Origin of the sequence: Actinoplanes ianthinogenes (assembly GCF_018324205.1) — a bacterium.
GTDB classification, from domain to species: Bacteria; Actinomycetota; Actinomycetes; order Mycobacteriales; family Micromonosporaceae; genus Actinoplanes; species Actinoplanes ianthinogenes.
The window spans coordinates 4,668,061-4,694,589 of sequence record NZ_AP023356.1 but is presented as its reverse complement, the minus strand read 5'-3'; the positions used below and the strand labels follow the sequence as shown (position 1 = coordinate 4,694,589).

Sequence of the window (26,529 nt, the reverse complement as noted above, 5' to 3'; positions counted from 1 at the left end):
GGTTGCCAGGGTTGCGTGTGTGCGGGCATCCGTGTCGGGAGGACGTCGGCAGCCAGGAAGTGACTAGCAGGCAGACGAAGAACAAGCGCGGCCAGCCGACGACGAAGCTCCGGAGTGCAGGCAGATCGGGGTGGCTGCCTGGCCGGTGGTGGGACAGGCGGCGGGTCGCAGGCGGGAAGACAGAGCGGTGAGCAGCGCGGCCTGGATCGTGCCGTCCGGCGTGAAGTCCGACCGGTCACCACGTCGGCGGCGTGCTTACTGCGGCTTGAGACTCGAACGATCGAACTGTGCGACCTGACTATGGCCGCGGTGGTCGAACGATCGAGCCGGCTGCGACCTGACTATGGCGGTGGCGGTCGAACGATCGAGCCGGCTGCGACCTGACTATGGCGGTGGCGGTCGAACGATCGAGCCGGCTGCGACCTGACTATGGCCGTGGCGGTCGAACGATCGAACTGTGCGACCTGACTATGGCGGTGGCGGTCGAACGATCGAGCCGGCTGCGACCTGACTGTGGCCTGTTGGTCCAGCGATCGAGATGTCGGCGCGCGTGGACTGTGGTTTAGCTCGCGGAGAACTGCGAACGGTGGCCGAGCGACAGAGGCAGGCGGTGGGAAGAACGGCTGGGGCTGAGGGCGGTATGGCGCGTTGCGGGCGGCGGCGATAAACGGGAAGGGTCAGCCGGCCGTGGGGCGGTGAAGCAGGCAGCGGATGGAGGCTGTGGGCAAGGCCATGATGGACGGTGTGCGGCACGCGCACGGTGCGTCCGCGCCCAGGGGATCGCGCTTCAGGTAGGAAGGCTCAGCTGCCCGGATCATGCAGCCAAGTCTGTGGACAGAGACGCAGCGGGAAGCCTGGTTCCTCGGCCGGAATGGAGGTCCGGCCGCCGGCGGACACATCCGGTCTCGAGGACGGATCCGGACACCACAGGCCCCACGATGGGGAGGAGACCGCAGGGTTCGGGCGTTGGAACGGAGAGCGCCGGTCCTAAGGCGGGAAGTGGAAGCTGCACGGTCGGGATCGGAGCGGCTGCTGCGGGGCCCGGTGGATATGGCCCAGAGATGGGATCGGAGAAGCACGGTCTGAGACGGAACACTAGGTCGGCCGGATGAAGCGCGGAAGCCGAAGTTTCCGGCGACGGGGGCAGAAGTCGCAGCCCGAGAGAGGTGGCGGAGTCCGCGGTCCGAAAGACAAAGAGCGCGAGCCGCAAGCCAAGCCCGAAGACAAAGAGCGGAACCCGCACGCCGAGAGAACCGAGCGGAATCCGTCGCGGACCCGAGGTGCGACGTCGAACATCAGTCGCGGAAGAGGCCAAGACCAGGCCGAACCGCGATGAGGCCAGCACCCCCGCCCACACCAACTGCGTACTCGCAGCGCTCCCCGGACACCCCGCAAATCAGGCTGCCAGACACCGCCGCACAAGACCACCGGGAGGGCTCCCAACGCCCTCCCCCGATCGTGCGAAATTGACCCGGGACAGCCCGTTGTGACCTGGGCTAAGGTCACGTCGTGTCCGAGAACACCGCCCCCCTCCCTGACTTCACCCGCTGGCCGTCGTTCCCCTTCGAGGGCGACATGCGAGTCAAGAAACTCGCCTCGCCGGTGGAGGTGGAGCCCCCACGGAGCGGCGAGGACGGCTCCGACTGCGTGGCCTGCCGGACACCCGACGACGCCTACATCTGGGTCTCGGAGCGCTGGCGCGTCCGCGCCATGGACCGCCCCACCGGCCTCCCGATGGTCCTCATCCTGGAGTGCCGCTCCCACCTCGACCTCGGCGACCTCCCCAACCTTCTCGCCGCCGAGCTCGGTGTCATGACCGTCCGCCTGGAGCGAGCGATCCGCTCACTCGACGGCGTCGCCCGGGTGCACGTCAACCGCTGGGGCGACGGCTCGGCGCACCTGCACATGTGGTTCCTCGCCCGCCCCTACGGCCGGCTGCAACTGCGGGGCACCTTCCTGTCCCTCTGGGACGACATCCTGCCGGTCATCCCCGAGCCGCAGTGGCGAGAGAACCTGGCGCTCGTCGCCGCATGGCTGGCCGACTTCGACGGTCACGCCAACGCCGAGCCCGCCCACATCGAGTGGGAGTCGCCGGCCACCCTCACCGTCCCGACCGCCAAAACCGAGGAGGAGCGCCGCCCGGCGACGCTGGGCGACGTTCAGGCCGCTGCCCCACAGGCCGATTCTTGGGTACGCCACACCGACTCCCCAGCCGCCGGCAGCCCGCCGGGCGCCGCCCCCACCGCGGACGGCACCCCGATTCCTCAGCAGCCGACGGCCCCGCCCGCCACCCCGAGCCTCGCCAGCGTGATCGGCGACATCGAGGGAGTCGAGCACGCCCCCTGACCCGGCAGGGCCGCGCCCCGTTTCACGTGAAACACCGACCGCCCCGGTCAGTTCGCCCGAGCGACCGCCCGCTCCACCAACGCCCCGAGAACCGCCCCGAGATCCACCCCAGCGGCCTGCACCGCCAACGGCAGCAGCGAGGTCTCCGTCAGCCCCGGCGACACGTTGCACCCGAGGACCTGCGGCTCCCCGCCCTCCGCCACGATCACGTCGATCCGGGAGAGGTCCCGCAGCCCGAGAGCCTTGTACGCGTTCAACGCCGTCTCCGACACCCGAGCCGCCACGGCGGGGTCCAGACGCGCCGGCACGTGCCAGGTGGTCAGCCCGGCCGTGTACCGCGCCGCGTAGTCGTACACCCCGTCCCGCGGAACGATCTCCACGATCGGCAGCGCCTCCGGCCCGGTACCCAGGTCGACGATCGAGACGGCCAGGCTGGTGCCGGTGACGTACTGCTCGACGAGCGCCGTCGAGTCGTACGCGAAACAACCCACCATCGCGGCCGGAAGGTCCGCCGCGTCCCGGACCACCGCGGCACCCAGACCGGAACCGCCCTGGGTGGGTTTGACCATCAGCGGCAGACCGAGCCGCTCCACGATCCGGTCGAGCACCGCGACCGCGCCCAACTCGGAGAACCGGTCGTGCGGCAGTGCCACCCAGTCCGGCGTCGGGATCCCGGCCTCGCGCAGCCGCGACTTGGCGGACGGCTTGTCCCAGGCCATCCGGGCGGTACGCGCGTCGGCGCCGACGTAGGGCACCCCGCACAGGTCGAGCACCCCTCGCAGCGAGCCGTCCTCCCCGGTCGCCCCGTGCAGCGCGATCACCACCGCGTCCGGCGGGTCGGCCTGCAACGCCGGCAGCAGCGAGACGTCGGCGTCGTGCAGCTCCGCGGTCATGCCGGTGGACCGGAGGGCGTCCAGGACCCGGCGGCCCGATCGCAGCGAGACGTCCCGCTCGTACGAAAGACCGCCGGCCAGCACCAGCACTCGCAACTCGTCACGCGTACCCATAGGGGTGATCATGCCAAGTCGGGTCCGGGGGCGTCCGCAGCGGCCGGACCACGGCGGCGCTGGGACGCGATGGCGGCGGAGCCGCCGAAGACCGCGCGCATGGCGATCTCCTGCTCCATCACCCCGGACAGCCGCCGCACGCCCTCACGCAGCCGCTCCGGGGCGGAGAACGAGAAGTTGAGCCGCATGTTGCCCCGGCCGGTCCCGTCGGCGTAGAAGCCCGTTCCGGGCACGTAGGCGACCCGGGCGGCGATGGCCCGCGGCATCATCGCCTTGGAGTCGAGACCCTCGGGCAGGGTGGCCCAGACGAACAGGCCACCGGCTGGGCGGGTCCAGGTGGTGCCGGCCGGCATCAGGTCGGTCAGCGCGCTCAGCAACGCGTCCCGGCGCTCGCGGTAGATCTCCCGGTACACCTTGATCTGCTCGCGCCACGGCATGGTCGTCAGGTACTGCGTGACGGCGCCCTGGGCGAACGCGCTCGGGCAGAGCACGTTCGCCTCGCTCATCATCACCAGCTTGTCCCGCACGGCGTGCGGGGCGAGGATCCAGCCGACCCGCAGACCCGGGGCGAACGTCTTGGAGAACGTGCTGCAGTAGAAGACGCCGTCGCGGCGCCGGGCCCGCAGCGGCCGCGGGGCGTCGCCCTCGAACGAGAGCATCCCGTACGGATCGTCCTCGATCACCAGCAGCCCGGCGCGCTCGCAGATGTCCAGCACCCGCTCGCGCCGCTCCTCGGAGAGGGTGACGCCGGCCGGGTTCTGGAACGTGGGGATGGTGTAGAGGAATTTCGCCCGGGGGTTGGCCGCGATGGCCTCCTCCAGTGCCTCCGGGATCAGCCCTGCCTCGTCCATGGCCACGTGGCGTACCTGTGCCTGGGCGGCTTGGAGGACGCCGAGTGCGCCGACGTAGGTCGGCCCCTCGGCGAGCACCACGTCGCCCGGGTCGAGGAACAGCCGGGCCAGCAGATCGAGGGCCTGCTGGCCACCCACCGTGACGACCACGTCGTCGGGGGAGGCGTTGTGGATGCCGGAGAGGGCCATCACCTCGCAGATGCGCTCACGCAGCTCGATGGTGCCCTGGCCGATGCCGTACTGAAGGCTGGTCGCGCCGTGGGTCGAGCCGAGCTCGTTGAGCATCTGGCCGACCGCGTCGAGCGGCAGGGCGGCGATGTAGGGCGAGCCGCCGGCCAGCGACACCACCTCGGGCCGGCTGGCGACGGCGAACAGGGCGCGGATCTCGGACGTGGTCATCCCACGAACCCTCCGCGCGTACCGATCGGTGTAATCGTCTTGAGTGGTACCGGTCATGCGGGTCACCCCCAGAGGAAGAGCGGAAACTGGGACCAGCCTAATCGGCGGAGACATCCACGACTGCTCCCGTTCATGGGTGCTACGACGTACGCTTTTCCAGGGCGCGGACGCTGCGGCCCGGTCCGTGTCTCCGTGCGGGGAGTTCGCCGATGTCGCGACGCCTGGTCAATCTCACCCTCGACACCCTCGAGGACCTGCCCCGGCCGTGTCGGCAGTGTGTGTATTGGGAGCTTGACCCGGTCTCCGCCGAGCGGGCCTGCGCCACCGGCGACCCGGGGCTGGACAAGGAGGCGTGGGTCTCCCAGACGCTCCTGGAGTGGGGCTCCTGCGGGAAGCTGGTCTACGTCGACGGCATGCCGGCCGGTTTCGTGATGTACGCCCCACCCGCCTACGTCCCTCGTTCGATGGCCTTCCCCACCTCCCCGGTCAGCGCCGACGCCGCTCTGCTCACCACCGCCAAGGTGGTGCCCGCGTTCGTCGGCGGCGGCCTGGGCCGGATGCTGGTGCAGGGCGTCGCCCGGGACCTCACCAAGCGCGGGATCAAGGCGATCGAGGCGTTCGGCGACGCCAAGCCCGACGAGGAGAAGGAGGGGGCCTGCGTCGCCCCGGTCGACTTCTTCCTGTCGGTGGGCTTCAAGACGGTCCGGCCGCACCCGCGCTATCCCCGGTTGCGGCTCGAGCTGCGCACCGCGCTGTCCTGGAAGTCGGATGTGGAGTACGCGCTGGAGAAGCTCCTCGGCTCGATGAGCCCGGAGAAGCTCCTCCGCCCGATGCCGGCGACCAGCTCGATGGAGAACTAGGAACTAGCCCCGCTCGGCCAGCGCCATCCGCAGCTGCCGCACGTCGATCGACCCGGTCGGCACGTCCCGCTCCACCGGGAAATACATCCGCTGCACCGCGGCCAGGATCGCCTCGACGATCTGCTCCCGGAACATCGGGTCGATCAGCCGCTCCCGGTCGGCCGGCGACGTCAGGTAACCCAGGTCGACCCGGACCGTCGGCATCCGGGTCAGGCGCAGCAGGTCCCAGGTCTTGGCGTGGGTGCGGCAGTCGTGCATCCCGGTGCGCACCACGATCTCGCGCTGCACCAGCGCGGCCAGGCGCTCGCCGACCGTGCTGCTCAGCCCGCTGCCGGTGCCGTAGTGATAGGTCGCCACGCCCTCGGCCGCCGGCGAGTCGACGCCGTCCAGGTGCAGCGAGATCAGCAGGTCAGCACCGAGACTGTTGGCCAGCGCGGCCCGCGCGGAGCCGCTCATCGCCTCGGCGGGCTGCGGTCCGCGGGTCAGGTGCACCCGCATGCCGGCCGCGGCCAGCCGGCCCTCCAGGCGGGCGGCCAGGTCGAACACCAGGTCGGCCTCGGTCCAGCGGAGCGGCCCGTCGGGCACCACCACGCCGGTGTCGTCGCCGCCACCGTGTCCGGGATCGATCACGATGGTCTTGCCCACCAGGTTGGGCCCGGACTGCCGGAACGCCTCGGCCTCGCGCAGCCACTGCGGGCGGCCGCCGACCACCTTGCGACCGAGCCGGCGCAGCGCCTTCATCGTCTGCGGGCCGACCGAACCGTCCTGGACCAGGCCCACCTCGCGCTGGAACTGGGCGACCGCGCGAGCGGTGCGGGCGCCGTAGATGGAGTCCGGGCGACCGGTGTCGTAGCCCATCTCCAGCAGGCGCTCCTGCAACGCCCGGACGTCCTCGCCGACCAGCGCGCCGGGCACCGAGTGGAACAGCGTGCGCGAGCCGAGTCGCCAGCGGGCGCCGTCCAGCGCGCCCCACGTCTCGTCGCCGACCATGCCGTCCACGCCGAGCCCACGGCTCTGCTGGAACGCCCGGACCGCATCCTCCACGCTCTCGTCGAAGAGGTCCGGCTCACGGTCGGCGAGCAACTCCAGGCCGGCCAGGATCGACCGGATCTCGGAAACGGCAGGGCCGGTGTCTCCGCGTCGGATGGACCGCACTCACGACTCCCTAGGGGCGAGAAGGGACGACCTTCCGGAGCGTACTCCGGGGCACAAAGAGAACCCCGCGTCCGACTGCGGACGCGGGGTTTCGAACGTCGGTCAGAGTGCCGACTCGATGAAGTTGACCAGGAAACTCTTCGGCTTGGCGCCGGTCACCAGATTGACCCGCTCGCCGCCCTTGAAGATGGCCAGGGTCGGCACCGACATCACCTGGTAGGCGAGCGCGGTCTGCGGGTTCTCGTCGATGTTGACCTTGACGATCTCCACCTGCGAGCCCAGCTCCGAGTCGGCGATCTCGGCGAGCAGCGGGTCGACCTTCTTGCACGGGACGCACCACTCGGCCCAGAAGTCCACCAGCACAGGCTTGTCGGACTCCAGCACGTCGGTGGCGAACGTCTTGTCGGTGACGACCTTCACGTGGACCCTCCCGGTCTTACAGCTCTACGAATGAAGCGATGAAGCGCTCGGCGTCCAGCGCCGCGGCACAGCCGGTGCCGGAGGCGGTGATGGCCTGCCGGTACGTGTGGTCGACCAGGTCACCGGCGGCGAACACGCCGGGGATGTTGGTCCGGGTGCTGGGCGAGTCCACCTTCACATAGCCCTCGTCGTCCAGCTCGACCTGGCCCTTGAACAGCTCGCTGCGCGGGTCGTGACCGATCGCCACGAACACGCCGGTCACGTCGAGCACCTTGCTCTCGCCGGACTGCACGTTCTTCAGCCGGACGCCGACGACCTTGCCGTCGTCGCCCAGGATCTCCTCGACGACCGAGTTCCACTCGACCTTGATCTTCTCGTTCTCCAACGCGCGCTTCTGCATGACCTTGCTGGCGCGGAACGAGTCGCGGCGGTGCACGATGGTCACGCTCTCGGCGAACCGGGTGAGGAACGTGGCCTCCTCCATCGCCGAGTCGCCGCCGCCGACCACCACGATGTGGTGACCGCGGAAGAAGAAGCCGTCACAGGTGGCACAGGACGAGACACCGTGGCCGAGCAGCTCCTGCTCGCCGGGCACACCGATCGGGCGCCACGCGGAGCCGGTCGCCAGGATCACGGCGCGGGCGAAGAACTGCTGGTCGCCGACCCACACGGTCTTGAGGCCCTCGGTGCCGGCCTCGGTCGGCTTGTCGGTCAGCTCGACCCGGGTGACGTCGTCGGTGATGAACTCGGCCCCGAACTTCTCCGCCTGGGCGCGCATGTTGTCCATGAGCTCCGGGCCCATGATGCCGTCGCGGTGACCGGGGAAGTTCTCCACCTCGGTGGTGGTCATCAGGGCGCCACCGGACTGCACACCCTCGATCACCAGAGGCTTGAGGCTGGCGCGCGCGGCATACAACGCGGCCGTGTACCCGGACGGTCCCGAACCGATGATGATCAGATTGCGGACCTCGTCCACTGCCGACTCCTCAAGATTGGTGTGTACGCCCGGTAGAACGCCATGCTAGGCATTCACCATTCCCCAGGTCCCGGCTCGTGTCGGACCTCACGGGGTGGCGTTCAGCGTACCGGCACCTTGCCGAGGGTGTCCGCGCCGCCACCAGCCAAACCGCAGTCGGCGCCGCTGGCCCACGCCCACGCGCCGTTGTCCGCGGTGAACCGGACCACCAGCGCCTCCTGTCCCTCGAACCGGGCGTAGTCGGCCGACTCGGTGGTGATCGGGCCGGCGCCGTTCTCCGCGGCGATCGCGTTCAGGCAGTCCAGCAGCGCGGCCGGGGCGCGCAGCCGGGCCAGCCCCTGCTCGTCGGCCGCGTTGATGCCCGCGGAATCCTCGGACGCCATGGTGCGTGGCGTGTCGGTGGCCCGTTTCAGGGTCTGCCCCAGCGTGCCCAGGGTGTAGTCGAGGCCGCTGGTCATGGTCAGGGCCGGGATCGCGTTGACCATGGCCTCGCCGGCGGCCGGTGCGGCGGCCGAGGAGCCGGCGTCGTCGGAGGCCGACTCGGGACCGGCCAATCCGTACCCCAGGAAGGCGACCGCGCCCGCGGCGATCCCGATCGGCGCGGCGATCCGCAACCACCGGTGGCGGCCGCGCTTGCGGCGCCGCACATCAAGATCAGAGACCGATTTCGGTACGCCCGGAGCCGCCTCGTCCACCGTGACGGTCGCCACCGGGCCGCCCGCCGTGGCGAGCGCGGCGTCCAGGCGGGCCACCACGTCGGCCGGCATCGGCTCCACCGGCAGATCGCCGAGCAGCGCGCCGACGGCGGCCATCTCCGGCGCGAGCAGCGCGTAGGCCTCCTGCCACGCGGGCTCGCCGGCGATCAGGGCGGCCACCCGCTCCGACTCCGGGGTGCCGTCGAGGGCGCCACCGACATAGTCGGCCAGCAGGTCGATGTCGACCCCGTCGAACTCGGCGCCGGTCACCGCTGGTCCCTCCCCTCACGCCCGGTCGGTAGCGGGATCACCGCGCCCGACCTGGATGGGACGTCGCGGGCGCCGCTCCGGTTCCCATGGTGCCCCGGCTCACTCGACGGCCCGCCGCGAAGGTCACGCAGCGCCAGCGCCATCCGGGCCCGGCCGCGGGCACAGCGGCTCTTCACCGTGCCCTCGGCGACCCCGAGGATCTCGGCCGCCTCGGCCACGCCGTAGCCCTGCACGTCGACCAGCACGATCGCGGACCGCTGCTCGACCGGCAGGGCGGCCAGCGCCTCCCGGACCACCAGCACGGTGTCCTGGTCGGGGGCGGGTGCGGCCGGCTCCGGGCGGGACGGGTGCTCGTCGCCGGGCCGGGAGCCGTCCGGCAGCGGCACGGTCGGGTGCGCCTGCCGCCGCCGGATCCGGTCCAGGCAGGCGTTCACCACGATGCGGTGCAGCCAGGTGGTGACCGCCGAGTCACCACGGAACCCGGCGGCCGCGCGGTGCGCCGACAGCAGCGCGTCCTGCACCGCGTCGGCGGCCTCCTCACGGTCCCCGACGGTGCGCAGGGCCACCGCCCAGAGCCGGTCCCGGTGCCGCCGGACCAGCTCGCCGAACGCCTGTGGGTCGCCCGCCACGTGGGCACGCACCAGCTCGGCGTCACTCGGCACGGAATCGCCCGCGCCGGTGCCGCCGGACGGAACGTCCCGGTAAGTCACGCCAGCAATGTATGTCATGGGCCCGCCGGCCGGAGTCCCCCGGTGTCACGAAAAAGGGGCGGTTTCCCGCCCCTTTCCTGTGAACGATCCGCGGATCAGTAGCCGTACAGCTCGATCTCGTTGACGTTGACCTGGTAGCCCGGGGTGTCCTCGTTGCGCGGCAGCTTGGTGAGGAAGACCAGCACGTACTGATACTTCTTGTCCGGGTCGAAGCCGTTCAGGATCTGCTTGTCGCCGGTGAGGTCGGCGCTGTCCGCGTCGCTGAGCCTGGCGTACGTCTTGACGATCGTGTCGTCGCCCTTGGAGGTGTCACCCGGGTCCTTGTCACCGACCCGCAGGTCGACGACCGCGCCGGGGGCCGAGGTGAAGACGCGCACGTCGGACAGGGCGCGGGGCTCCGGCAGGTGGATCAGGACGCCCATGCCGGCCTTGCGGCCGCCGAAGTTCGGCTGCTTGAAGTACGACAGCTTCCACGCGGTCTCCAGGTCGCCGTCGACCACGTATTTCGACTCGCCGGTGTCGTCGCGGTCACCCTGCGGCGGGTCGACGATCCGGACCATGTCGGCGGTCAGCGGGATCTTCACCGGGTTGCCCTGCGACGGCGCGTCGCTGGGGTCGGTGCCCGGCTGACCACCCGCGTTCGCGCCGACGGCGGAGGTGGGCGCGGTGCCCGGCTTGCTGGAGTTGCTGATCGCCCGGATGCCGAAGACCAGGCCGACGATCGCGATGATCACCAGCGTGCCGACGCCGAGCAGGATTTTCGGAGCGCTGCGCGCCTGCTCGGGGGACGTGCCGCCGCCCTGCACGAAGCGCAGCGGCCCGACGTCCTCGAACTCCTCCTCCTCGGCGGCCGCGTCCAACCGGCCCAGCTCGGCGGTGATCGCCTCGGCGGCCGGCGCCGGCACGCGCCGGTCCAGCAGGTCCATGGTCAGATCGTCGAGGTAGGCCGGGACGCCGGCGCGGATCTGGCGGGGGGCGGCCGGGTTGCCGGCGCTGTCGCGGGTCGCGTCCGGCAGCGCGGAGCGGCCGATCTCGGTGTGCGGCCAGTGGCCGGTGAGCGCGAAGTAGAGGATGCCGCCGACCGCGCGGACGTCGGCCTCGACGCTGTCCGCCTCGTCGGCGCGGGCGTCGGCCAGCACGACCCGGCCGTCGTCGCCGATCAGCGTGGTGCCGGGGTGCACGTTGCCGTGCACCATGCCGGTGGCGTGCACCGCGGTCAGCGCGTCGGCGACCGAGTGCGCGATGGCGATCGCCCGGGCCGGGTCGAGCGGGCCCTCGGCGGCGACCAGGTCACGCAGCGACTCGCCCTCGACCCACTCGCGGACCACGTAGGCCCGCTGCTCCTCGTCGATGGCGTCGTAGACCCCGACCAGATGGGGGTGGAGCACCCGGCTCGCGGCGACCGCGGCCTGCAGCATCTCGGCGGCGGAGTCGCCGCCCGGATGCCGGAGCACGACCGCGACCGGCCGGCGCAGCACCACGTCGATCCCGCGCCAGACCTGCCGGCCGGCACTGTCGTTGTTGACGTGCTGCTCGAGTTGATAGCGCTCGGCCAGGATCTCACCGACGGTGGGTGCACCGAAGGTCAAGACCGGACCGGCCTCGTCGGCCGCGGTCTCGTGGCCTTCGCCGACCTGGGTCACCAGTCCTCCCTCGGTGGTGCATGTCTCGGTGCTCGGGACAAGGTGCTCCTGAGCACATGCCGACAACGACCATACCCGCACTCAGCCAGGGTCGGGCAGGTCGTCCCCCCGGCGCGGCATTGGCGTGGCCCCGTACGAACGGGTGTTTTTCCGGGCAGTCCGGCGGAAGTGGCCCTGTTCAGGGCAGGTCCGGCAAAGATCAGCGGCCGATTTTGCGCCGGACCATCCCGACCACCTGGGTCACCTCGCGAACTCGCAGCAGGTACGCGGCGGCCAGGTAGGCGAACATGATCACGATGCCGGTCGGCACCAGCTGGACCAGCGCCTCTACCCGCCCGCCCGGCGCGCTCCCGCCCGGCAGCAGGTGCAGCACCAGCAGGCCCAGCCCGGCCGCGATGGCGGCGGCGACCGCGACCCGGCTCAGCGAGGCGGCCACCGAGCCGAGGTTCAACCGGCCGATCCGGCGGCGCAGCACGGCCAGCGAGATCAGTGCGGAGATCAGATAGGAGATCGCGTTGCCGGCGGTCATGCCGGCCGCCAGCAGCGACTGCTTGAGCACCTCGGCGAGCAGGAAGTACGCGCCGATCCGGACCGCGACCACGGCCAGGTTGATCAGCGCGACGGTCTTGTTGCCCTGCAATGAGTAGAACGCGTAGGTGCACAGATAGCTGAGCGACAGCGGGATCACCGCGAACGCGGCGACGGTCAGCACCGTTCCGGTGGCCAGCGCGTCCGCGTTGGTGTACCGGCCGCCCTGGAACAGGAAGACCGCGATCGGCGCGCTCAGCACCGCGTAGACCACGACGATCGGGGCCAGGGCGGCGGTGGTGAGCTTGATGCCCCGGCTCAGGTCGGCGCTGACCTCGTCGTACCGGCCCTCGGCGGCGGCCGCGCTCATCTTCGGCAGCAGCGCGGTCATCACCGACACGCCGACGATGCCGTGCGCCATCATGGTCAGCAGGAAGACGTTGTTGAAGGCCAGGATGCTGGCGCTGTCGTTGCTGCCGGTCACGTCGCTGAGGACCCGGACCACGAGGAAGACGGCGAGTTGGTTGGCCCCGGCGTACACCAGCATCCAGCCGGCCAGCTGACCGATTTCGCGCAGGCCGAGCGCCCGCGGCGCCCACTTCCACCGCCAGCGGAAACCGACCTTGCGCAGGGCCGGCATCAGGCCCAGCGCCTGGACGACGATGCCGAGCAGGGTGCCGCCGGCGATCAGCACGACCTGGGCGGTGGTGATGTTCTCCGGGGTCAGCTCCTTCTGACTGCCGTAGACGAGCAGGAACAGGCCGCAGGTGGCGATCACCACGATGTTGTTCAGGATCGGCGCCCACATCGGCGCGGCGAAGTGCCCGCGGACGTTGAGCACCGCGCCGGCCAGCCCGGACAGGCCGGTGAAGAAGATGATCGGGAGGATCAGGTACGCGAAGTGGGTGACCAGGTCCTGGTACGCCGCGCTGGTGCCGTCGCCGGACTGGATCGCGGTGATCACCGGGGCGGCCGCGACCACCAGGAGCGTGGCGACGCCGAGCGACACCACGGCGAAGGTCAGCAGCCGCTGGGTGAACTCCTGGCCACCGTCCGGGTCGCTCTTGCGCCGGCGGACCAGCAGCGGCACCAGCACGCTGGAGAGGATGCCGCCGAGCAGCAGCTCGTAGATCTGGTTCGGCAGGAACTGGGCGCTGGTGTAGGCGTCGCCGACCACCTTGCCGACCGTGATGCCGATCAGCGCGGTGCGGACGAAACCGATCACCCGGCTGACCATGCTGCCGACCGCCATGATGGCGCTCTGGCCGGCCGTGCTCCCGGCGGTGTCACTCGCGGCGGGCGGCAGCTCCTCGGGGGCAGCGCCTGATCGCCGGCGGCGGTGGGCGACTGGTCGTCGACCGAGACGACCGTCACACCCTCCTGCGGGTGCGGGTTGCCGTCCGGCGCCGCGTGCGTGCTGCGGTACAGGCCGCCGTTCACCATGCCTCCCGAGCCGTACCGAATGTTGGAGCCACCATAGAAGCTAAACGTCACACGTGGTGACGCAGGAGGGTGCCCGGTTCGGCCCCGGCCAGGGTCTCCACCATCCAGCAGGCCTCCAGAGGCACGAGAGGCTCACTCAGCGCATCCAGGACCGTCGGATGGTCGCAGCCCGCCTCGGTCAGCGCGCCGAGCAGCGCGGGCACCGGGCTCAGGTCACCGGTGTCGGCGATCTGCCGGGCCAGGGGACGGGTGCCGGCATACCAGTGCCGGCCGGGCAGGGCCTCCAGGTGGGCGGTGGCACGGCGTACCAAATCAGTCAGCTCCTCGTGCGGGAACCGTTTGTCCGCGCGGACCTGGTCCCCGGACTGCGCCGGGCCGCTCAGGGCCGCGATCGCGGCCTCGTCCAGGACCTGCGGCGACGGCATCGGCGGCGCCGGCCACCAGTGATCCGCGGTGAACAGCGGCAGCGGCGCCTGCTCCGGACCGGACGGCGGGGGCGGCGGCACCGCACGGCGCAACGACCGGTACGCCGCCTCGCGCATCCCGGCCACCGCGGGCACGTCGTCGTCGGCGGTCGCCGGGGCGAACGGCGACAGCAGCGCCACCACCAGCCCCGGATGCGGCAGCATCGGGTCGGCCAGCGCGATCACCCGGGCGCACGTCTCCAGCTCCCACCAGCGCAGTGCCGCCGGAAAGGGCCCGGTCGCCGGCGCCCAGCCGAGCTGGATCGGCTCGCTGGTGGACGGGCGGCGCAGGCCCAGCGACCGCTCCCCGGACGGCAGCTCGATCTCGAGCACCAGGGCATAGCCGTCGAGCACCGGGAAGGAGACCCGGAGCTGCTCGGGGAGGAACTCGGTGTCGCTGATCTCGCCCGTCCAGAACCCGGGGTCCAGGCTCAACCGGCGCAGCACCTCGGAAACGGGCACGTTCCCATCCTGCCCGCCGACCCCTCGCGGCGCCAACGCAGCCGTCCGGCCGTTCCACCCACCACCCGGAAACGGTAGTGAGGCCAGATAGGCTGATAGCCCCATGTCTGTCTTGAACGATGCCCAGCAGAACGCGGTCGCCGAGCTCCTCCGCGTGTCCCCCGTCGCCGACGAGCTGGGGCGCCGCTTCGGCGCCGCCGGTCATGAGTTGCACCTGGTGGGCGGTTCGGTCCGGGACGCGTTGCTCGGTCGCCTCGGCGACGACCTCGACTTCTGCACCGACGCCCGGCCGGAACAGACGCTCGCCCTGGTCACCGGCTGGGCCGACGCGATCTGGGAGACCGGTCGCGAGTTCGGCACCATCGGCATCCAGAAGAACGGGCTGCGGATCGAGATCACCACGTTCCGCGCCGAGGCGTACGACGGCGTGACCCGGAACCCGGTGGTCTCCTACGGCGACTCGCTGCTGGACGACCTGTCCCGGCGGGACTTCACGATCAACGCGATGGCGGTGTCGCTGCCCGGTCACGAGTTCACCGACCCGTTCGGTGGCCTGCGGGATCTGGCGGCCCAGGTGATCCGGACGCCCGGCACCCCGCAGGCCTCGTTCGGCGACGATCCACTTCGGATGCTGCGAGCCGCCCGATTCGCGGCGAAGCTCCGGTTCACAGTGGATGAATCGGTCATCTCCGCCATGCGGGACATGGCGGAGGATCTGGACCGGATCACCGCGGAGCGCATCCGCGACGAGTTCACCAAGCTGATGTGCGGCGCCGACCCGATCGCCGGCCTGCGGCTGCTGGTCGACACCGGACTGGCCGACCGCTTCCTGCCGGAGATCTCCGGGCTGAAACTGGAGATCGACGAGCACGCCCAGCACAAGGACGTCTACGAGCACACGCTGATCGTGGTGACGAACGCGATGCGGCTGGAGGGCGACGAGGCGCCGGACTTCGTGCTGCGGATGGCCGCGCTGATGCACGACGTCGGCAAGCCGGCCACCAAGGCGGTCGGACGGGACGGCCGGGTCAGCTTCCACCACCACGAGGTGGTCGGCGCCCGGCTCACCAAGCAGCGGATGAAAGCCCTGAAATACCCCAAGGACGTCACCGCCGAGGTGGTCGGCCTGGTCGCCCTGCACCTGCGGTTCTACGGGTACGGGCGGGGCGAGTGGACCGACTCCGCGGTGCGCCGCTACGTCACCGACGCCGGCCCGCTGCTGTCTCGGCTGCACAAGCTGACCCGCTCCGACGTGACCACCCGCAACCGGCGCAAGGCTGCCCAGCTCGCCGCGGACTACGACGCGCTGGAGGACCGGATCTCCCGGATCGCGGCCGAGGAGGACCTGGCCAAGGTCCGCCCCGACCTGGACGGCAACGCGATCATGGAGCTGCTCGGGGTGCCACCGGGCCCGATCGTCGGGCAGGCCTGGCGCTATCTCAAAGAGCTCCGCCTCGACCGTGGGCCGCTGGATCACGACGAGGCCGAGGCGGAACTCTTCAAGTGGGCCCGCGAGCAGGGCCACATCTCCTGACTAGCCGACGCCGAGGCTGACGGCGCGATCGGCGAAGTCGGCCGGCAGTTGGACGCCGGCCACCCGCTTACCGGTCAGGTCGTAGACCCCGGCGTCCCGCCCGTTGAGCGCCAGCACCTGGTCGTTGCCGAGGAACCGCACCTGCGACGTGACGGCCGGGTAGTTGAAGGCCGCGATCGGGATGATGCCGACCACCCGGCCGGTCGCCACCTCGGCGATCCGCATGCCGTTCTCCTCACTGGCGTCCGGCAGCAGGACGACGTAGCGGCCGTCCGGCGACCAGGCCGCCGAACCGGCCGGCACGCCGGGCACCGGCAGCGTGCGCACCAGCTTGCCGGACGCCACCGAGTACACGTCGATCGTCTTCACCGTGCTCTGCGTCGCCTCGGACCGTGGGACGTTGGGGTCTCGCTGCGCGATGGCGACCTCCTTGCCGCCCGGCAGCCAGGTGTAGAAGCAGTAGTCCGGGCAGAACGCGGTGCCGTTGTAGATCACCGTTTCCTTCTCGGTCCCGGTCTTCGCGTCCATCACCCGGATCCCGCCCTCGAACAGGGTGACCAAGGCCTTCCTGCCGTCCGCGGACCACTCCACGGCGCCGCTGCCGGACCCGTGATCGAGCAGCCGGACCTTGCCGGTGACCGCGTTGAGGAAGCCGACCGGTGCGTAGTTGCGACCGGCACCCTCGTCCGCGACCAGGACGTATCGGCCGGTCGGCGCGCCGACAAACGCTTGGTACCTGGGGTGGAAGAGCTGGTAGCGGCCGGTGACGCGATTCAGGGCCACGTTGCCGTGTTGCAAGTCTTGGGTGGAGGGGAGTTCGGTGCCGTTCGCGTCGGTGCCGGGATCTTTCCGGCCGACCGAGGTGACCACGACGCCGCCGGGGAGTTCGACCGGCGCGTTCCACCAGTCCTTGCGAATCTTGGGCACGGTCACCGTGGTGGAAGGCGTGGGAACCGCGAGCCTGCTGGGCGGCACCGAGGCGACCGGCTGCGGTCGCCGGCCGTCGCGGTGCCCGTGGAAGACCGCGTAAGGCGTGATCACCATGCCGGCGAGCAGGATCACCGCCGCGCCCAGCACGGTCTGCCGCCGGCGGCGGATCCGGCGGCCGCGGATCCGGGCAACCATGGCCATGTCGTTCAGCAGCGGCGCGGACGCGGCGAGGTCCCCGACGGTGTCGCGCAGCCTGTCTTCGAGATGCCTCATCGGGCGGCCTCCGTCCGGTTCGTCCAGTCCTCGACGCCGCCGACCAGGTCGCGCAGTTTGGCCAGGGCGCGCGAGGCCTGGCTGGCCACGGTGCCGGGCCGGCAGCCCAGCATCTCCGCGGTCTCCTCGACGCTGCGGTCCTCCAGGTAGCGCATCACCAGCACGGCCCGTTGCCGGGAGGGCAGCGACAGCAACGCCTCGCGCAGCGCCAGGCGCTCGGTCACGTCATGGTCGTGCCGTCCGGCCTGCGGCCGTTCCGGCACGTCGGCGACCGTCACTTCGTTCCGGCGCCCCGGCCGGCGCCAGGCCGACACCCGGTCGTTGTAGATGATTTTCCGTACGTACGCCTCCGCCTCGCCGTGGATGCGCGGCCAGCGGGCGTACGCCTTGGCCAGCGCACCCTGCACCAGGTCCTCGGCGGCCGCCCGGTCCCCCGTGAGGGCATGCGCGATCCGGAGCAGCGCCTGCCCCCGATCCGCGACGAATGCGGTGAACTCCGCTTCGAGCGCTTGCTTCACCGGTCACCTCCGCCCGGTATGACGCGCGAGGCGATCGAAAACCTTGCACGGTTCACCGGCCGAATGTCAGCTGCCGCCCGGCCAGCCCGTCCGGCAGGGTCAGTGTCTCGATCGGCTGGCCGTCGGCGGCGTACCAGGTCACCTTCTTCCGGTCCGTGGCGAGCACCGTGCCGTCCGGCCGGAACACCGCGGTCTCGGCCGGCAGGCTGCCGAGCACCCGGCCGGTGGCGGCGTCGGCGATCGACACGTGACCGATCTTGCCGGTGTCCAGGGTGAGGACCAGCCGGCCGTCCGGCGACCAGGCGTCGCGGCCCAGCGGCGCTGCGGTCACCGGGATGGTGCGCAGCAGCTCGCCGGTGCCGGCGTCGAAGATCGCCAGGCCGGTGACCTGTGGCGCCTCACTGTTGCGCGCCACGGCCTGAGGCAGCGCGACCTGCTTGCCGCCGGCCAGCCAGGTGAACTGGCAGCGGTTGAGGCAGCGGGTCTCGCCCGGATCGATGTCGTGGTCGACCGCCTGTCCGGTGGCCGGATCGACCACGGAGAAGCCGGTTTCCCGGGTGACCAGCAGCCGGGTGCCGTCGGAGGACCAGACCGCCGCGGTCGCGATCGGATACGGCAGGGTCCATTCCCGGCCGGTGGTGACCTCGACGAGGTGGGGGTGCTCGGCCTCCAGCCGCTCGACCAGCGCGTACCGGCCGGTGGGCGCGACGTTGAGCGATCCGGTGAACCCGGAGATCGACCGGTATCCGGCGCTGCCCGGGGGGAGCACCAGGGTGGCGGTGTCGCCGGACGAGCCGTATCGGAAGGCGCCGACCAGCCGGGCGCCACCCGGTAGCGCGTATGCCTGCTGGGGGTCGAAGGGCGGGATGCCGAGATCGGCGGCGACGGCGGCGGGCGGGGCCGGGGCGTGCCGGTGGGTCAGCGTGTACGGCACCGCCGCGGTCACCCCGACCAGCACCGCCGCCGCGACCGAGACGACCGTGTGGCGGAGGCGTCGCCGTCGTTGTCCGGCGGCCAGGGCCCGGGCGGCGAACGCGTGCGGCGCGCCGGCTTCCCCGGCGAGGTCGCGCACTGTGGTGCGGAGCAGGTCGTTGGCGGTCCGGGTCATCGCAGCACCTCCGCGGCGGTCGTCTCGTTCAGCTCGGGGATCAGGTCACGTAGCTTGCGCAGCGCCCGAGTCGCCTGGCTGGCGACCGTGCCGCGCCGGCAGCCGAGGATGTCCGCGGTCTCGTCCACTGAACGGTCCTCCAGGTAGCGCAACACCAGGACGGCTCGTTGCCGGGCGGGCAGCGCGAGCAGCGCCTGCCGGAGCGTCAACCGGAGCGTTGTGTCGTGGTCGTGCCCGGAGTGCGGATACAGGTCGGGCACCTCGGCGACCGGGAACTCGTGGATTCGAGACTGCCGGCGCCAGATCGAGATCCGGTCGTTGTAGATGATCCGCCGCACGTACGGCTCGGCGTCGTCCCGGATCCGTGGCCACTTCGTGTAGGCCTTGGCCAGCGCGGACTGCACCAGATCCTCGGCGGATCGCTGGTCGCCGGTCATCGCGTACGCGATCCGCACCAGCGCCGCGCCACGTTCCTCGACGAACGCGATGAACGCGGCGTCAGTCGATTCCTTCACGGTCACCTCCAGCGGATAAGACGTACGGGTGACGCCGATGTCTGCACGGCCGCCGGAGTTTGTCGTACCCCCGAGGCAGAATCGAGGGGTGTTCGTCGTCGAGTCACCGATCGGGCCGCTCGGCGTCGCCGTCGAGGGCGACGTCGTGGTGGGGGTGCGCTTCGGCGCGCGGCCGGGCGACACCGCGGACCATCCGGCCGCGGTGCAGCTGGCGGCCTATTTCGCGGGGGAGCTGACCGACTTCACGGTGCCGGTGGAGCTGCGTGGCGGCTCCGAGTTCGAGCGCGCGGTGTGGGCCGAGATCGCCCGGATTCCGTACGGCGAGATGGTGACCTATGGGGCGATCGCCACCGCCCTGGGCGATCCGGGAGCCGCCCGTGCGGTCGGCACGGCCTGCAACCACAATCCGGTGCCGGTGATCGTCCCGTGCCATCGGGTGGTCGGCGCCGGCGGCAAGATGGTCGGCTTCGGCGGCGGCCTGGAGCGCAAACGCAAGCTGCTCGAGCTGGAGGCCGCGGTGGCGCTGACCCGGGCCTGGGGGTGAACCGGGAGCGTGCTGTGTGCGTATGAAAAACGGGGTTGTGAAGTAAAAAGGCCGGCCCATGAGCTGGGCCGGCCTTGTTCACGCGGAGCGGGTCAGCGCTCGACCTCGCCCTTGATGAAGGCCTCGACCGCGTTGTGCGCGTCGTGGTCGCTGTACTGCACCGGCGGGGACTTCATGAAGTAGGAGGACGCCGAGAGGATCGGGCCACCGATCCCGCGGTCCTTGGCGATCTTCGCGGCGCGGACCGCGTCGATGATCACGCCGGCCGAGTTCGGCGAGTCCCACACCTCGAGCTTGAGCTCGGCGTTCAGCGGGGTGTCACCGAACGAGCGGCCCTCCAGGCGGATGTACGCCCACTTGCGGTCGTCGAGCCACGGCACGTGGTCGGACGGGCCGATGTGCACGTCGCTCTTGATCATCTCGTGCGGGATCTGCGAGGTGACCGACTGGGTCTTCGAGATCTTCTTCGAGACCAGGCGGTTGCGCTCCAGCATGTTCATGAAGTCCATGTTGCCGCCGAAGTTGAGCTGGTACGTGCGCAGCAGCTCGACGCCACGGTCTTCGAACAGCTTGGCCAGCGCGCGGTGCACGATGGTCGCGCCGACCTGGCTCTTGATGTCGTCGCCGACGATCGGGAGGCCGGCGTCGGTGAACTTCTGCGCCCAGACCGGGTCGGAGGCGATGAACACCGGCAGCGCGTTCACGAACGCACAACCGGCGTCGATCGCGGCCTGCGCGTAGAACTTGTCGGCCTGCTCGGAACCGACCGGGAGGTAGGAGACGACCACGTCGACCTCGGCGTCACGCAGCGCCTGCGCCACGTCGACGGCCTCGGCCGAGGACTCCTCGATGATCTCCCGGTAGTACGTGCCCAGGCCGTCGAAGGTCGGGCCGCGCTGCACGGTGACGCCGGTCGGCGGCACGTCGGTCAGCTTGATCGTGTTGTTCTCGCTGGCGACGATCGCTTCGCTCAGGTCCATGCCGACCTTCTTGGCGTCCACATCGAACGCCGCGACGAACTTCACGTCGGATACGTGGTAGTCGCCGAAGGTCACGTGCATGAGACCCGGCACGCGGTCGTTGGGGTCGGCGTTCTTGTAGTACTCCACGCCCTGCACGAGGGACGAGGCGCAGTTACCCACACCGACGATGGCGACGCGGACGGAACCCATCGCGTTTGCCTCCTTGTTGTTCATCACGGCCGGTCCAGGTGCGGACGCGGTGTTTCCGGGGGTGTCTCCGCTGCCGGCGACAGCCCGCCGGAACGGTTGCGGAAGGCCGGGGTTCGGCCGGACCGCTCGTTGGTGATCAGCTCCTCCAGCCAGCGGACCTCGCGCTCGCACGCGTCGAGGCCGTGTCGCTGGAGTTCGAGCGTGTAGGCGTCGAGGCGGTCGGCGGCGCGGGCGAGAATCTCCCGCAGTCCCTCCCGGCGCTCCTCGATCCGCCGTCGGCGCCCCTCCAGGATCCGTAGCCGGGTGGCCTGGTCGGTCCGGGCGAAGAACGCGAAATGCACCCCGAAACCGGCGTCGTCATACGTCTCCGGCCCGGCGGTGGCGAGGAGCTCCGCGAAGCGTTCCTTGCCCTCCGCCGTGATCTTGTAGACAACCCGGCCCCGTTTGCTGGTCATCGGGGGAACAATTTCGTTGGTGTTCGCCTCGGCTTCGCTGATCCAGCCGGCCAGCTTCAACCGCTTCAGCGTCGGGTACAACGTCCCGTAACTGATCGCGGCGCGAAGCGTGCCCAGTTTGGTGGCCAGCTCCTTGCGGAGTTCGTACCCGTGCATCGGGGCCTCCTGCAGAAGCCCGAGGATCGCCAACTCCAGCACCTCGACCCTCCCTCAGAGTGTGTCCCGATGTATCGGCCCGATACATCGTCACCGTAGATCGGGATCGCGGGAGGCGCAACTCGGACATGCTGCGCGGTCGCCACGCCACGCTCCGTGATGGCGGTCGCCCCGGTCGCGGTGACCGCGTACTCTTCTCGCCATGCGCACGCAGCGGCAGGTTGTCGACTACTCGCTTCAGAGGCGGGCAGTCCTGCGTGACGTGCGGAATGGCAAGGTCAGCCCGCTTGAGGTGTGCGACGCGTCGCCGTACTTGAAAAACGCTGCGACGTTCCACGGCGAGCCGACCGAGGAGCGATGCCCGATCTGCCGTCGCGACAACCTGACTCTGGTGCACTACGTCTATGGCGACGAGCTGAAGCAGTCCGCCGGCCAGGCGCACAAAGTTGCCGAGTTGCCGGTCCTCGCGATGACGCTGCGTGAGTTCCAGGTCTTCGTCGTCGAGGTGTGCCGCTCCTGCTCCTGGAACCACCTCATCGAGCGCTACGTGCTCGGTCGCGACGCGCTCGGTGAGGACGAGTCCCCGATTCAATGGAAAACGGGTTCTGTTTCACAGGTCGGGGAGGGCCGACGGTGAACCGGATCGATGTCAGTAACGTGGACACGTTTAGGACAGGCTCGTTTTCGGTGTCGGAACCATCGGCTGCCGGTGACGCAGCCTCAAACGCCCGCTCGTGGCGCGGCCTCCGGGAGCATCTCCCGGCGGGGCGGGCCGCGCCCCCGCGAACGGTAGGTGTGAAGGAATGAACGCGTACGGCGATCCGCAGAACGCACGAGCCCGGGCCCGAGTGCCCGGGCCGTCCGCTGCTTCCGGACCGGACGAGCAACGTCCCGCACCCGATGCCTATCGGCGGCCATCCGGTTCGGCTTCGGTCGGCTCCGCGTCGGTGGGTTCGGCGTCGGTGGGCTCCGCCTCGGTCGGCGGGCGCGCCTCGGTCGGCTCCGCCTCCGTGGGCTCGGCCGCCCCAGGCCGTGCGTCGGTCGGTGCCGCGTCAGTCGGTGGCCGCGCGTCGGTGCCGCCTCCCACGTCCGGCGGGGGTTCCGCCGGCGTCGGCGGCGGTGGCGGGGGCAAGCGCCCGCGGACCAAGGCCGACAAGAAGTACCGCCGTGCGAACATCCTGACCGCGGCGGCCGCCGTGCTGGTCATCATGATCGGCGCCGGCATCGTGGGTGGCACCTACTTCTTCGATGACGTCGAGCTCCCCACGCCCAAGGCTGAGGACCAGATGAACGTCGTCCTCAACGCCAAGGGCCAGACGCTCGCCAAGCTGGGCAAGCCCCGGGTCAACGTGCCGTACCAGAACATCAGCGACACCATGGCGCACGCCGTCGCCGCCGCTGAGGACAAGAACTTCTACACCCACAACGGCATCGACATGAAGGGCATCGCCCGCGCCGCCTGGAACAACTTCACCGGCGGTGACAAGCAGGGCGCGTCCACCATCACCCAGCAGTACGCGCGACACGTCGCCGACCTGAAGGACATCAGCTACAGCCGCAAGCTGCGCGAGGCCGTGATCGCCCGCAAGCTGGAGTCGAAGTACACCAAGCCCGAGATCATGGGGCTGTACCTGAACTACATCGACCTCGGCGAGGGCCGGCTCGGCGCGGAGGCCGCGGCGAACGGCTACTACAACGTCAGCATCGTCCAGAAGGGGTCCGGCGGCCGCAAGGAGATCAACGCCTACCAGGCCGCGGCGATCGCCTCGATCATCAAGCAGCCCTACCCGACCGCCACGCACAAGGGTTACGACCCGAACATCAACCCCACCGATGCCAAGATCCGGTGGGAGTACACGATGCGCAACATGTACGACATGGGCTGGATCACCAAGGACGTCTACGACAAGCGGGTCTGGCCTCAGCCGCTGCCGAACAAGGCCAGCGCCACCTGCAAGACCTGCGCGGACGGCAAGCCGGTCGGCATGATTCTGCGGCACGTGACGTACGAGCTGAACCAGCTCGGCATCAACAGCGACGCCCAGGAGCGTGGTGGTCTGACGATCACCACCACGATCGACCCGGTGATCCAGAAGGCGGCTGAGGAAGCCGGCTCCCGCAAGAGCGACGAATCGCCGCTGCACGGACGTCCGGCCACGTATCAGGCCGCGGTGATCGGCATCGATCCGGACACCGGCGAGGTGCTCGGTTACTACGGCGGTGACGATCCGACCGGCACCGACTACGCCGGTTACATGGACGGTGACGGCAACGGCGTGATCGAGAACGGCGGCGGACAGTCACCGGCCTCGTCCTTCAAGATCTACACGGCGACCACGGCACTGGCCAACAACTACTCCTTCAAGACCACCTGGGACGGCACCAAGACCCGGGCCAACGGCAAGAAGATCAGTAATGCCGGTGCCGACGACAGCCTGTGTGACGGCAAGATCAAGTTCTGTGACCTGGAGACGGCGACCGTCCGGTCCTACAACTTCCCGTTCTACTGGATCGCCGACCAGCTCGGCTCCGAGAAGGTCCTCGCCACGGCCAAGAAGGCCGGTATCCGGTACATCTGGACCAACTCCACGGACAAGCACCCGCAGGGCGAGCGCATCGACCTGGAGAAGGCCAGCCCGGAGACGCTGCACAACAACTTCAGCAGTGAGGTCGGTTTCGGCCAGTTCCGGGTGGTCCCGCTGGAGCACGCGACCGGCGTCGCCACGATCGTGGCGCAGGGCGTCCGCCACCAGACGCATTTCATCAAGTCGATCAAGGCGGTCGACCAGGCCACCGGTAAGACGAAGAGCCTGACCACGGTCACCAAGGAAGGCACCAAGGTCTTCGACGCGCAGCAGATGTCCGACCTGACCGGCGTGCTGAAGCGGATCCCGGAGCATGCCAAGCACACCCTGGCGAACGGCCGGGACGCGATCGCCAAGAGTGGTTCGTGGGAGCTCAACTCCACGAACAGCAGCGCCAACGGTGATGCCTGGTTCGTCGGCGGCATCCCGCAGCTGGCCGCCACCGTCTGGGTCGGCGGCAAGAAGAACCGCGTGCCGCTGACCGAGGAGAGCGGCAAGAAGATGTTCGGCTCCGGCACGCCGGCGTCGATCTGGAAGAAGTTCCTCGACACGGTGGCCGAGAAGAAGGACTGGGAGAAGGCCAGCTTCCCGGATCGGATCCCCGGCGGTGACGACTCGCGCGGCAACGGCCAGACGCCGCCGCCGGACCCGGTCCAGGACAACAGCGGGGTCTGTAACGGCGCGCTGTCGATCCTCTGCCAGAACCAGGACAACGGCGGCGGCCCCGGCAACAACACGGGTAACACCGGCGGCGGTAACGGTGGCAACGGCGGTAATGGGGGCAACGGCGGCACTGGCGGTAACGGCGGTAACGGCGGTTGATGTCCCACTGATCTGAGCGGCGCCCACCTCATCGAGGTGGGCGCCGCTTTTCATCCGGTATCTCTCGGTGTGCCGTATCCGGTCGGCGGTCGATCTTCGACGTTGATGCGGCATGATGCCAAGACATGAGCGCGCAACCGTCCCCCGATCGGCCCGACGCCCCCAGCGACGGCCCCAGCGTTTCTACCTCCACCGCGACCTCGGACGGTTTCGTGCGGGGGCTGTCGCAACTCATCGGCGGGCCGCTCGGCTCGCACGCGACCCGTCCGGAGGCCCGGCCCGGCCGGTTCTGGACCGCGTCGCGGATCATCATGGCCCTGACCTGCCTGATCCTGGCGCTGTCCTGGGTGCAGAAATCGCCCTGCATGAGCGGCGACTGGCAGAAAAACATCCAGTACACCCGGTTCTGCTACACCGACGTGCTCGCCCTCTACTACGCCGAGGGTCTGAGCGACGGCGCCGTCCCCTACGTCAACCACCAGGTCGAGTACCCGGTCGTCACCGGTTACTTCATGGGGGCACTCGGGCTGCCGGTGCACTGGTACGGGGTGAAGCACCCGGACATCAACCAGGGCAGCTGGTTCTACAACGCCAATGCTCTGGTCCTGTCGCTGTTCGCGGTGATCACGGTGGGAGTGATCCTGGCGCTGCGCCGACGAAGGCCGTGGGACGCGGCGATCTTCGCGCTCTCCCCGATCATCCTGGTGACCGCCACGGTCAACTGGGACTTCCTGGCGATCGGCCTGGCCGCCATCGGCCTGCTGCTGTGGGTGCGCCGGCAGCCGCTGTGGGCCGGCGTCCTGCTCGGGCTCGGCGGCGCGGCCAAACTGTGGCCGCTGTTCATCATCGGGCCGCTGTTCATCATCGCGTTGCGCTCCGGGCGGCTGCGTTCCTGGCTCCTGGCGACGGTGGGCGCGGTGGTCGCCTGGGCCGTGGTCAACTTCCCGGTCTGGTACTGGCAGCACGAGGCGTGGCTGCGGTTCTTCCGGCTCAACTCGGAGCGGCCGGTCGACTGGGGCACTTTCTGGTACGTCGGCCGGTACCTCGACGGTAAGTGGAGCAGCACCGGAGGCGGCCCGTTCCAGTGGCTCAGCGACCACGTGCCCACGCTCAACCTGGTGACCTACGCGCTCTTCGGCCTGGCCTGCTTCGGCCTGCTGGTGCTCGGTCTGCTCGCCCCGCAGCCGCCACGCCTGGCCCAGCTGGCGTTCCTGGTCGTCGCCTTCTTCCTGATCTTCAGCAAGGTCTGGTCGCAGCAGTATGTGCTGTGGCTGCTCCCGCTGATCGTCCTGGCCCGCCCGAAGTGGGGCGCGATCCTGGCCTGGACCGTCGCCGAGATCTGCTACTTCGCCGCGTTCTACGCCGAGCTGATCGGCGCCGGCGACGGCGGCAAGTCGGTGATCCCGGAGGGCACGTTCGTGCTGGCCTCCGCCCTGCGGCTGATCACCGTGGGGGTGCTGTGCGGCCTGGTGATCCGGGAGATCTGGCGGCCGGAGCTGGATGCGGTCCGGCAGACCTACGGTGGGGCCGATCCGGACGCCGGCTTGGCGGAAGGCCCGGATGAGGGCTGGGTGCAGCGGTTGCGGTGGTCGCTCGGCTTCGGCCGGCCGCCGGTGGCGCCGGTCGGTCTGCCGCCGGAGCCGCCGGTGATGGCCAAGGTCTAGCTTGTTTCTCCGGGCGGGGCACAC

The 26,529-nt window shown here is 70.1% G+C and carries 22 protein-coding genes and 1 pseudogene; 7 read left to right on the top strand and 16 right to left on the bottom strand.

What is annotated here, in order from left to right; genetic code table 11:
- Window positions 1–1,509 precede the first annotated feature (1,509 nt).
- Entirely contained in the window at window positions 1,510–2,346 is an 837-nt protein-coding gene (locus Aiant_RS21115; protein WP_229830343.1) for a hypothetical protein, read from the top strand.
- 47 nt (window positions 2,347–2,393) lie between these two features.
- Here the strand turns inward: Aiant_RS21115 and Aiant_RS21110 are convergent, their stop codons facing one another.
- Together Aiant_RS21110 and Aiant_RS21105 are read right to left on the bottom strand one after the other, a co-directional pair.
- Window positions 2,394–3,353 carry a D-alanine--D-alanine ligase family protein gene (locus tag Aiant_RS21110; protein ID WP_425322682.1) on the bottom strand — a complete coding sequence of 320 codons (960 nt, stop codon included), beginning with the start codon at window positions 3,351–3,353 and terminating at the stop codon, window positions 2,394–2,396.
- An 8-nt stretch (window positions 3,354–3,361) separates the two neighbouring features.
- Window positions 3,362–4,660: an aminotransferase-like domain-containing protein gene (locus tag Aiant_RS21105; RefSeq protein ID WP_189332016.1), complete on the bottom strand. Its 1,299-nt coding sequence runs from the start codon at window positions 4,658–4,660 to the stop codon at window positions 3,362–3,364.
- 152 nt (window positions 4,661–4,812) lie between these two features.
- Here Aiant_RS21105 and Aiant_RS21100 point away from each other — a divergent pair, with 152 nt between their 5' ends.
- A complete protein-coding gene (locus Aiant_RS21100; protein WP_189332017.1) occupies window positions 4,813–5,463 on the top strand; it encodes a GNAT family N-acetyltransferase in 651 nt (216 codons plus the stop codon).
- A gap of 3 nt (window positions 5,464–5,466) precedes the next feature.
- Here Aiant_RS21100 and Aiant_RS21095 read toward each other — a convergent pair whose 3' ends face one another.
- From Aiant_RS21095 to Aiant_RS21060, 8 genes and pseudogenes are all read right to left on the bottom strand, one after another.
- Window positions 5,467–6,618, bottom strand: a complete 1,152-nt coding sequence (locus tag Aiant_RS21095) for an N-acetylmuramoyl-L-alanine amidase (protein ID WP_189332018.1) — start codon at window positions 6,616–6,618, stop codon at window positions 5,467–5,469.
- A gap of 102 nt (window positions 6,619–6,720) precedes the next feature.
- Window positions 6,721–7,038 carry a thioredoxin gene (trxA, locus tag Aiant_RS21090; protein ID WP_189332019.1) on the bottom strand — a complete coding sequence of 106 codons (318 nt, stop codon included), beginning with the start codon at window positions 7,036–7,038 and terminating at the stop codon, window positions 6,721–6,723.
- Window positions 7,039–7,054: 16 nt separating this feature from the next.
- Window positions 7,055–8,014 (bottom strand): thioredoxin-disulfide reductase, encoded by a 960-nt coding sequence (gene trxB, locus Aiant_RS21085; RefSeq protein WP_189332020.1) that lies wholly within the window; start codon window positions 8,012–8,014, stop codon window positions 7,055–7,057.
- Between the two features lie 101 nt (window positions 8,015–8,115).
- A complete protein-coding gene (locus tag Aiant_RS21080) occupies window positions 8,116–8,979 on the bottom strand; it encodes a hypothetical protein (protein ID WP_189332021.1) in 864 nt (287 codons plus the stop codon).
- Window positions 8,976–9,707, bottom strand: a complete 732-nt coding sequence (gene sigM, locus Aiant_RS21075) for an RNA polymerase sigma factor SigM (protein WP_189332022.1) — start codon at window positions 9,705–9,707, stop codon at window positions 8,976–8,978. Before sigM ends, Aiant_RS21080 begins: the two co-directional genes overlap by 4 nt.
- 77 nt (window positions 9,708–9,784) lie before the next feature.
- Complete coding sequence (locus tag Aiant_RS21070) at window positions 9,785–11,332, bottom strand: protein kinase family protein (protein WP_189332023.1); 1,548 nt, start codon at window positions 11,330–11,332, stop codon at window positions 9,785–9,787.
- A gap of 199 nt (window positions 11,333–11,531) precedes the next feature.
- Window positions 11,532–13,303, bottom strand: a pseudogene (gene murJ, locus Aiant_RS21065) (murein biosynthesis integral membrane protein MurJ).
- 47 nt (window positions 13,304–13,350) lie between these two features.
- Window positions 13,351–14,229 (bottom strand): hypothetical protein, encoded by an 879-nt coding sequence (locus Aiant_RS21060; RefSeq protein ID WP_229830346.1) that lies wholly within the window; start codon window positions 14,227–14,229, stop codon window positions 13,351–13,353.
- Window positions 14,230–14,332: 103 nt separating this feature from the next.
- On the opposite strand from Aiant_RS21060, the gene Aiant_RS21055 reads away from it, so the two are divergent.
- Window positions 14,333–15,763, top strand: coding sequence for a CCA tRNA nucleotidyltransferase (locus Aiant_RS21055; RefSeq protein WP_189332026.1), 1,431 nt, complete (start codon window positions 14,333–14,335; stop codon window positions 15,761–15,763).
- Here the strand turns inward: Aiant_RS21055 and Aiant_RS21050 are convergent, their stop codons facing one another.
- The 4 genes from Aiant_RS21050 to Aiant_RS21035 are packed head-to-tail and all read right to left on the bottom strand — an operon-like array spanning window position 15,764 to window position 19,107.
- Window positions 15,764–16,966: a WD40 repeat domain-containing protein gene (locus Aiant_RS21050; protein ID WP_189332027.1), complete on the bottom strand. Its 1,203-nt coding sequence runs from the start codon at window positions 16,964–16,966 to the stop codon at window positions 15,764–15,766. It abuts the gene before it with no gap.
- A complete protein-coding gene (locus tag Aiant_RS21045; RefSeq protein ID WP_189332028.1) occupies window positions 16,963–17,484 on the bottom strand; it encodes a SigE family RNA polymerase sigma factor in 522 nt (173 codons plus the stop codon). Before Aiant_RS21045 ends, Aiant_RS21050 begins: the two co-directional genes overlap by 4 nt.
- A gap of 52 nt (window positions 17,485–17,536) precedes the next feature.
- A complete protein-coding gene (locus tag Aiant_RS21040) occupies window positions 17,537–18,592 on the bottom strand; it encodes a beta-propeller fold lactonase family protein (RefSeq protein WP_189332029.1) in 1,056 nt (351 codons plus the stop codon).
- Window positions 18,589–19,107, bottom strand: coding sequence for a SigE family RNA polymerase sigma factor (locus Aiant_RS21035; protein ID WP_189332030.1), 519 nt, complete (start codon window positions 19,105–19,107; stop codon window positions 18,589–18,591). Before Aiant_RS21035 ends, Aiant_RS21040 begins: the two co-directional genes overlap by 4 nt.
- 88 nt (window positions 19,108–19,195) lie before the next feature.
- Here Aiant_RS21035 and Aiant_RS21030 point away from each other — a divergent pair, with 88 nt between their 5' ends.
- Window positions 19,196–19,651 (top strand): methylated-DNA--[protein]-cysteine S-methyltransferase, encoded by a 456-nt coding sequence (locus Aiant_RS21030; RefSeq protein ID WP_245006663.1) that lies wholly within the window; start codon window positions 19,196–19,198, stop codon window positions 19,649–19,651.
- Window positions 19,652–19,743: 92 nt separating this feature from the next.
- On the opposite strand, the gene Aiant_RS21025 is transcribed toward Aiant_RS21030, so the two are convergent.
- Window positions 19,744–20,823 carry an inositol-3-phosphate synthase gene (locus Aiant_RS21025; protein ID WP_189332032.1) on the bottom strand — a complete coding sequence of 360 codons (1,080 nt, stop codon included), beginning with the start codon at window positions 20,821–20,823 and terminating at the stop codon, window positions 19,744–19,746.
- Window positions 20,824–20,846: 23 nt separating this feature from the next.
- Window positions 20,847–21,476 carry a PadR family transcriptional regulator gene (locus Aiant_RS21020; protein WP_189332033.1) on the bottom strand — a complete coding sequence of 210 codons (630 nt, stop codon included), beginning with the start codon at window positions 21,474–21,476 and terminating at the stop codon, window positions 20,847–20,849.
- A gap of 160 nt (window positions 21,477–21,636) precedes the next feature.
- Between Aiant_RS21020 and Aiant_RS21015 the strand changes: the two genes are divergently transcribed.
- The 3 genes from Aiant_RS21015 (at window position 21,637) to Aiant_RS21005 (ending at window position 26,505) form a co-directional block, all read left to right on the top strand.
- The gene (locus Aiant_RS21015; protein WP_189332034.1) at window positions 21,637–22,071 is read left to right on the top strand and encodes a DUF5318 domain-containing protein; all 435 of its coding nucleotides are present in this window, start codon (window positions 21,637–21,639) and stop codon (window positions 22,069–22,071) included.
- Window positions 22,072–22,507: 436 nt separating this feature from the next.
- Window positions 22,508–24,841: a transglycosylase domain-containing protein gene (locus Aiant_RS21010; protein ID WP_229830347.1), complete on the top strand. Its 2,334-nt coding sequence runs from the start codon at window positions 22,508–22,510 to the stop codon at window positions 24,839–24,841.
- Between the two features lie 125 nt (window positions 24,842–24,966).
- Window positions 24,967–26,505: a glycosyltransferase family 87 protein gene (locus Aiant_RS21005; protein WP_189332036.1), complete on the top strand. Its 1,539-nt coding sequence runs from the start codon at window positions 24,967–24,969 to the stop codon at window positions 26,503–26,505.
- The last annotated feature ends 24 nt before the right edge of the window (window positions 26,506–26,529 follow it).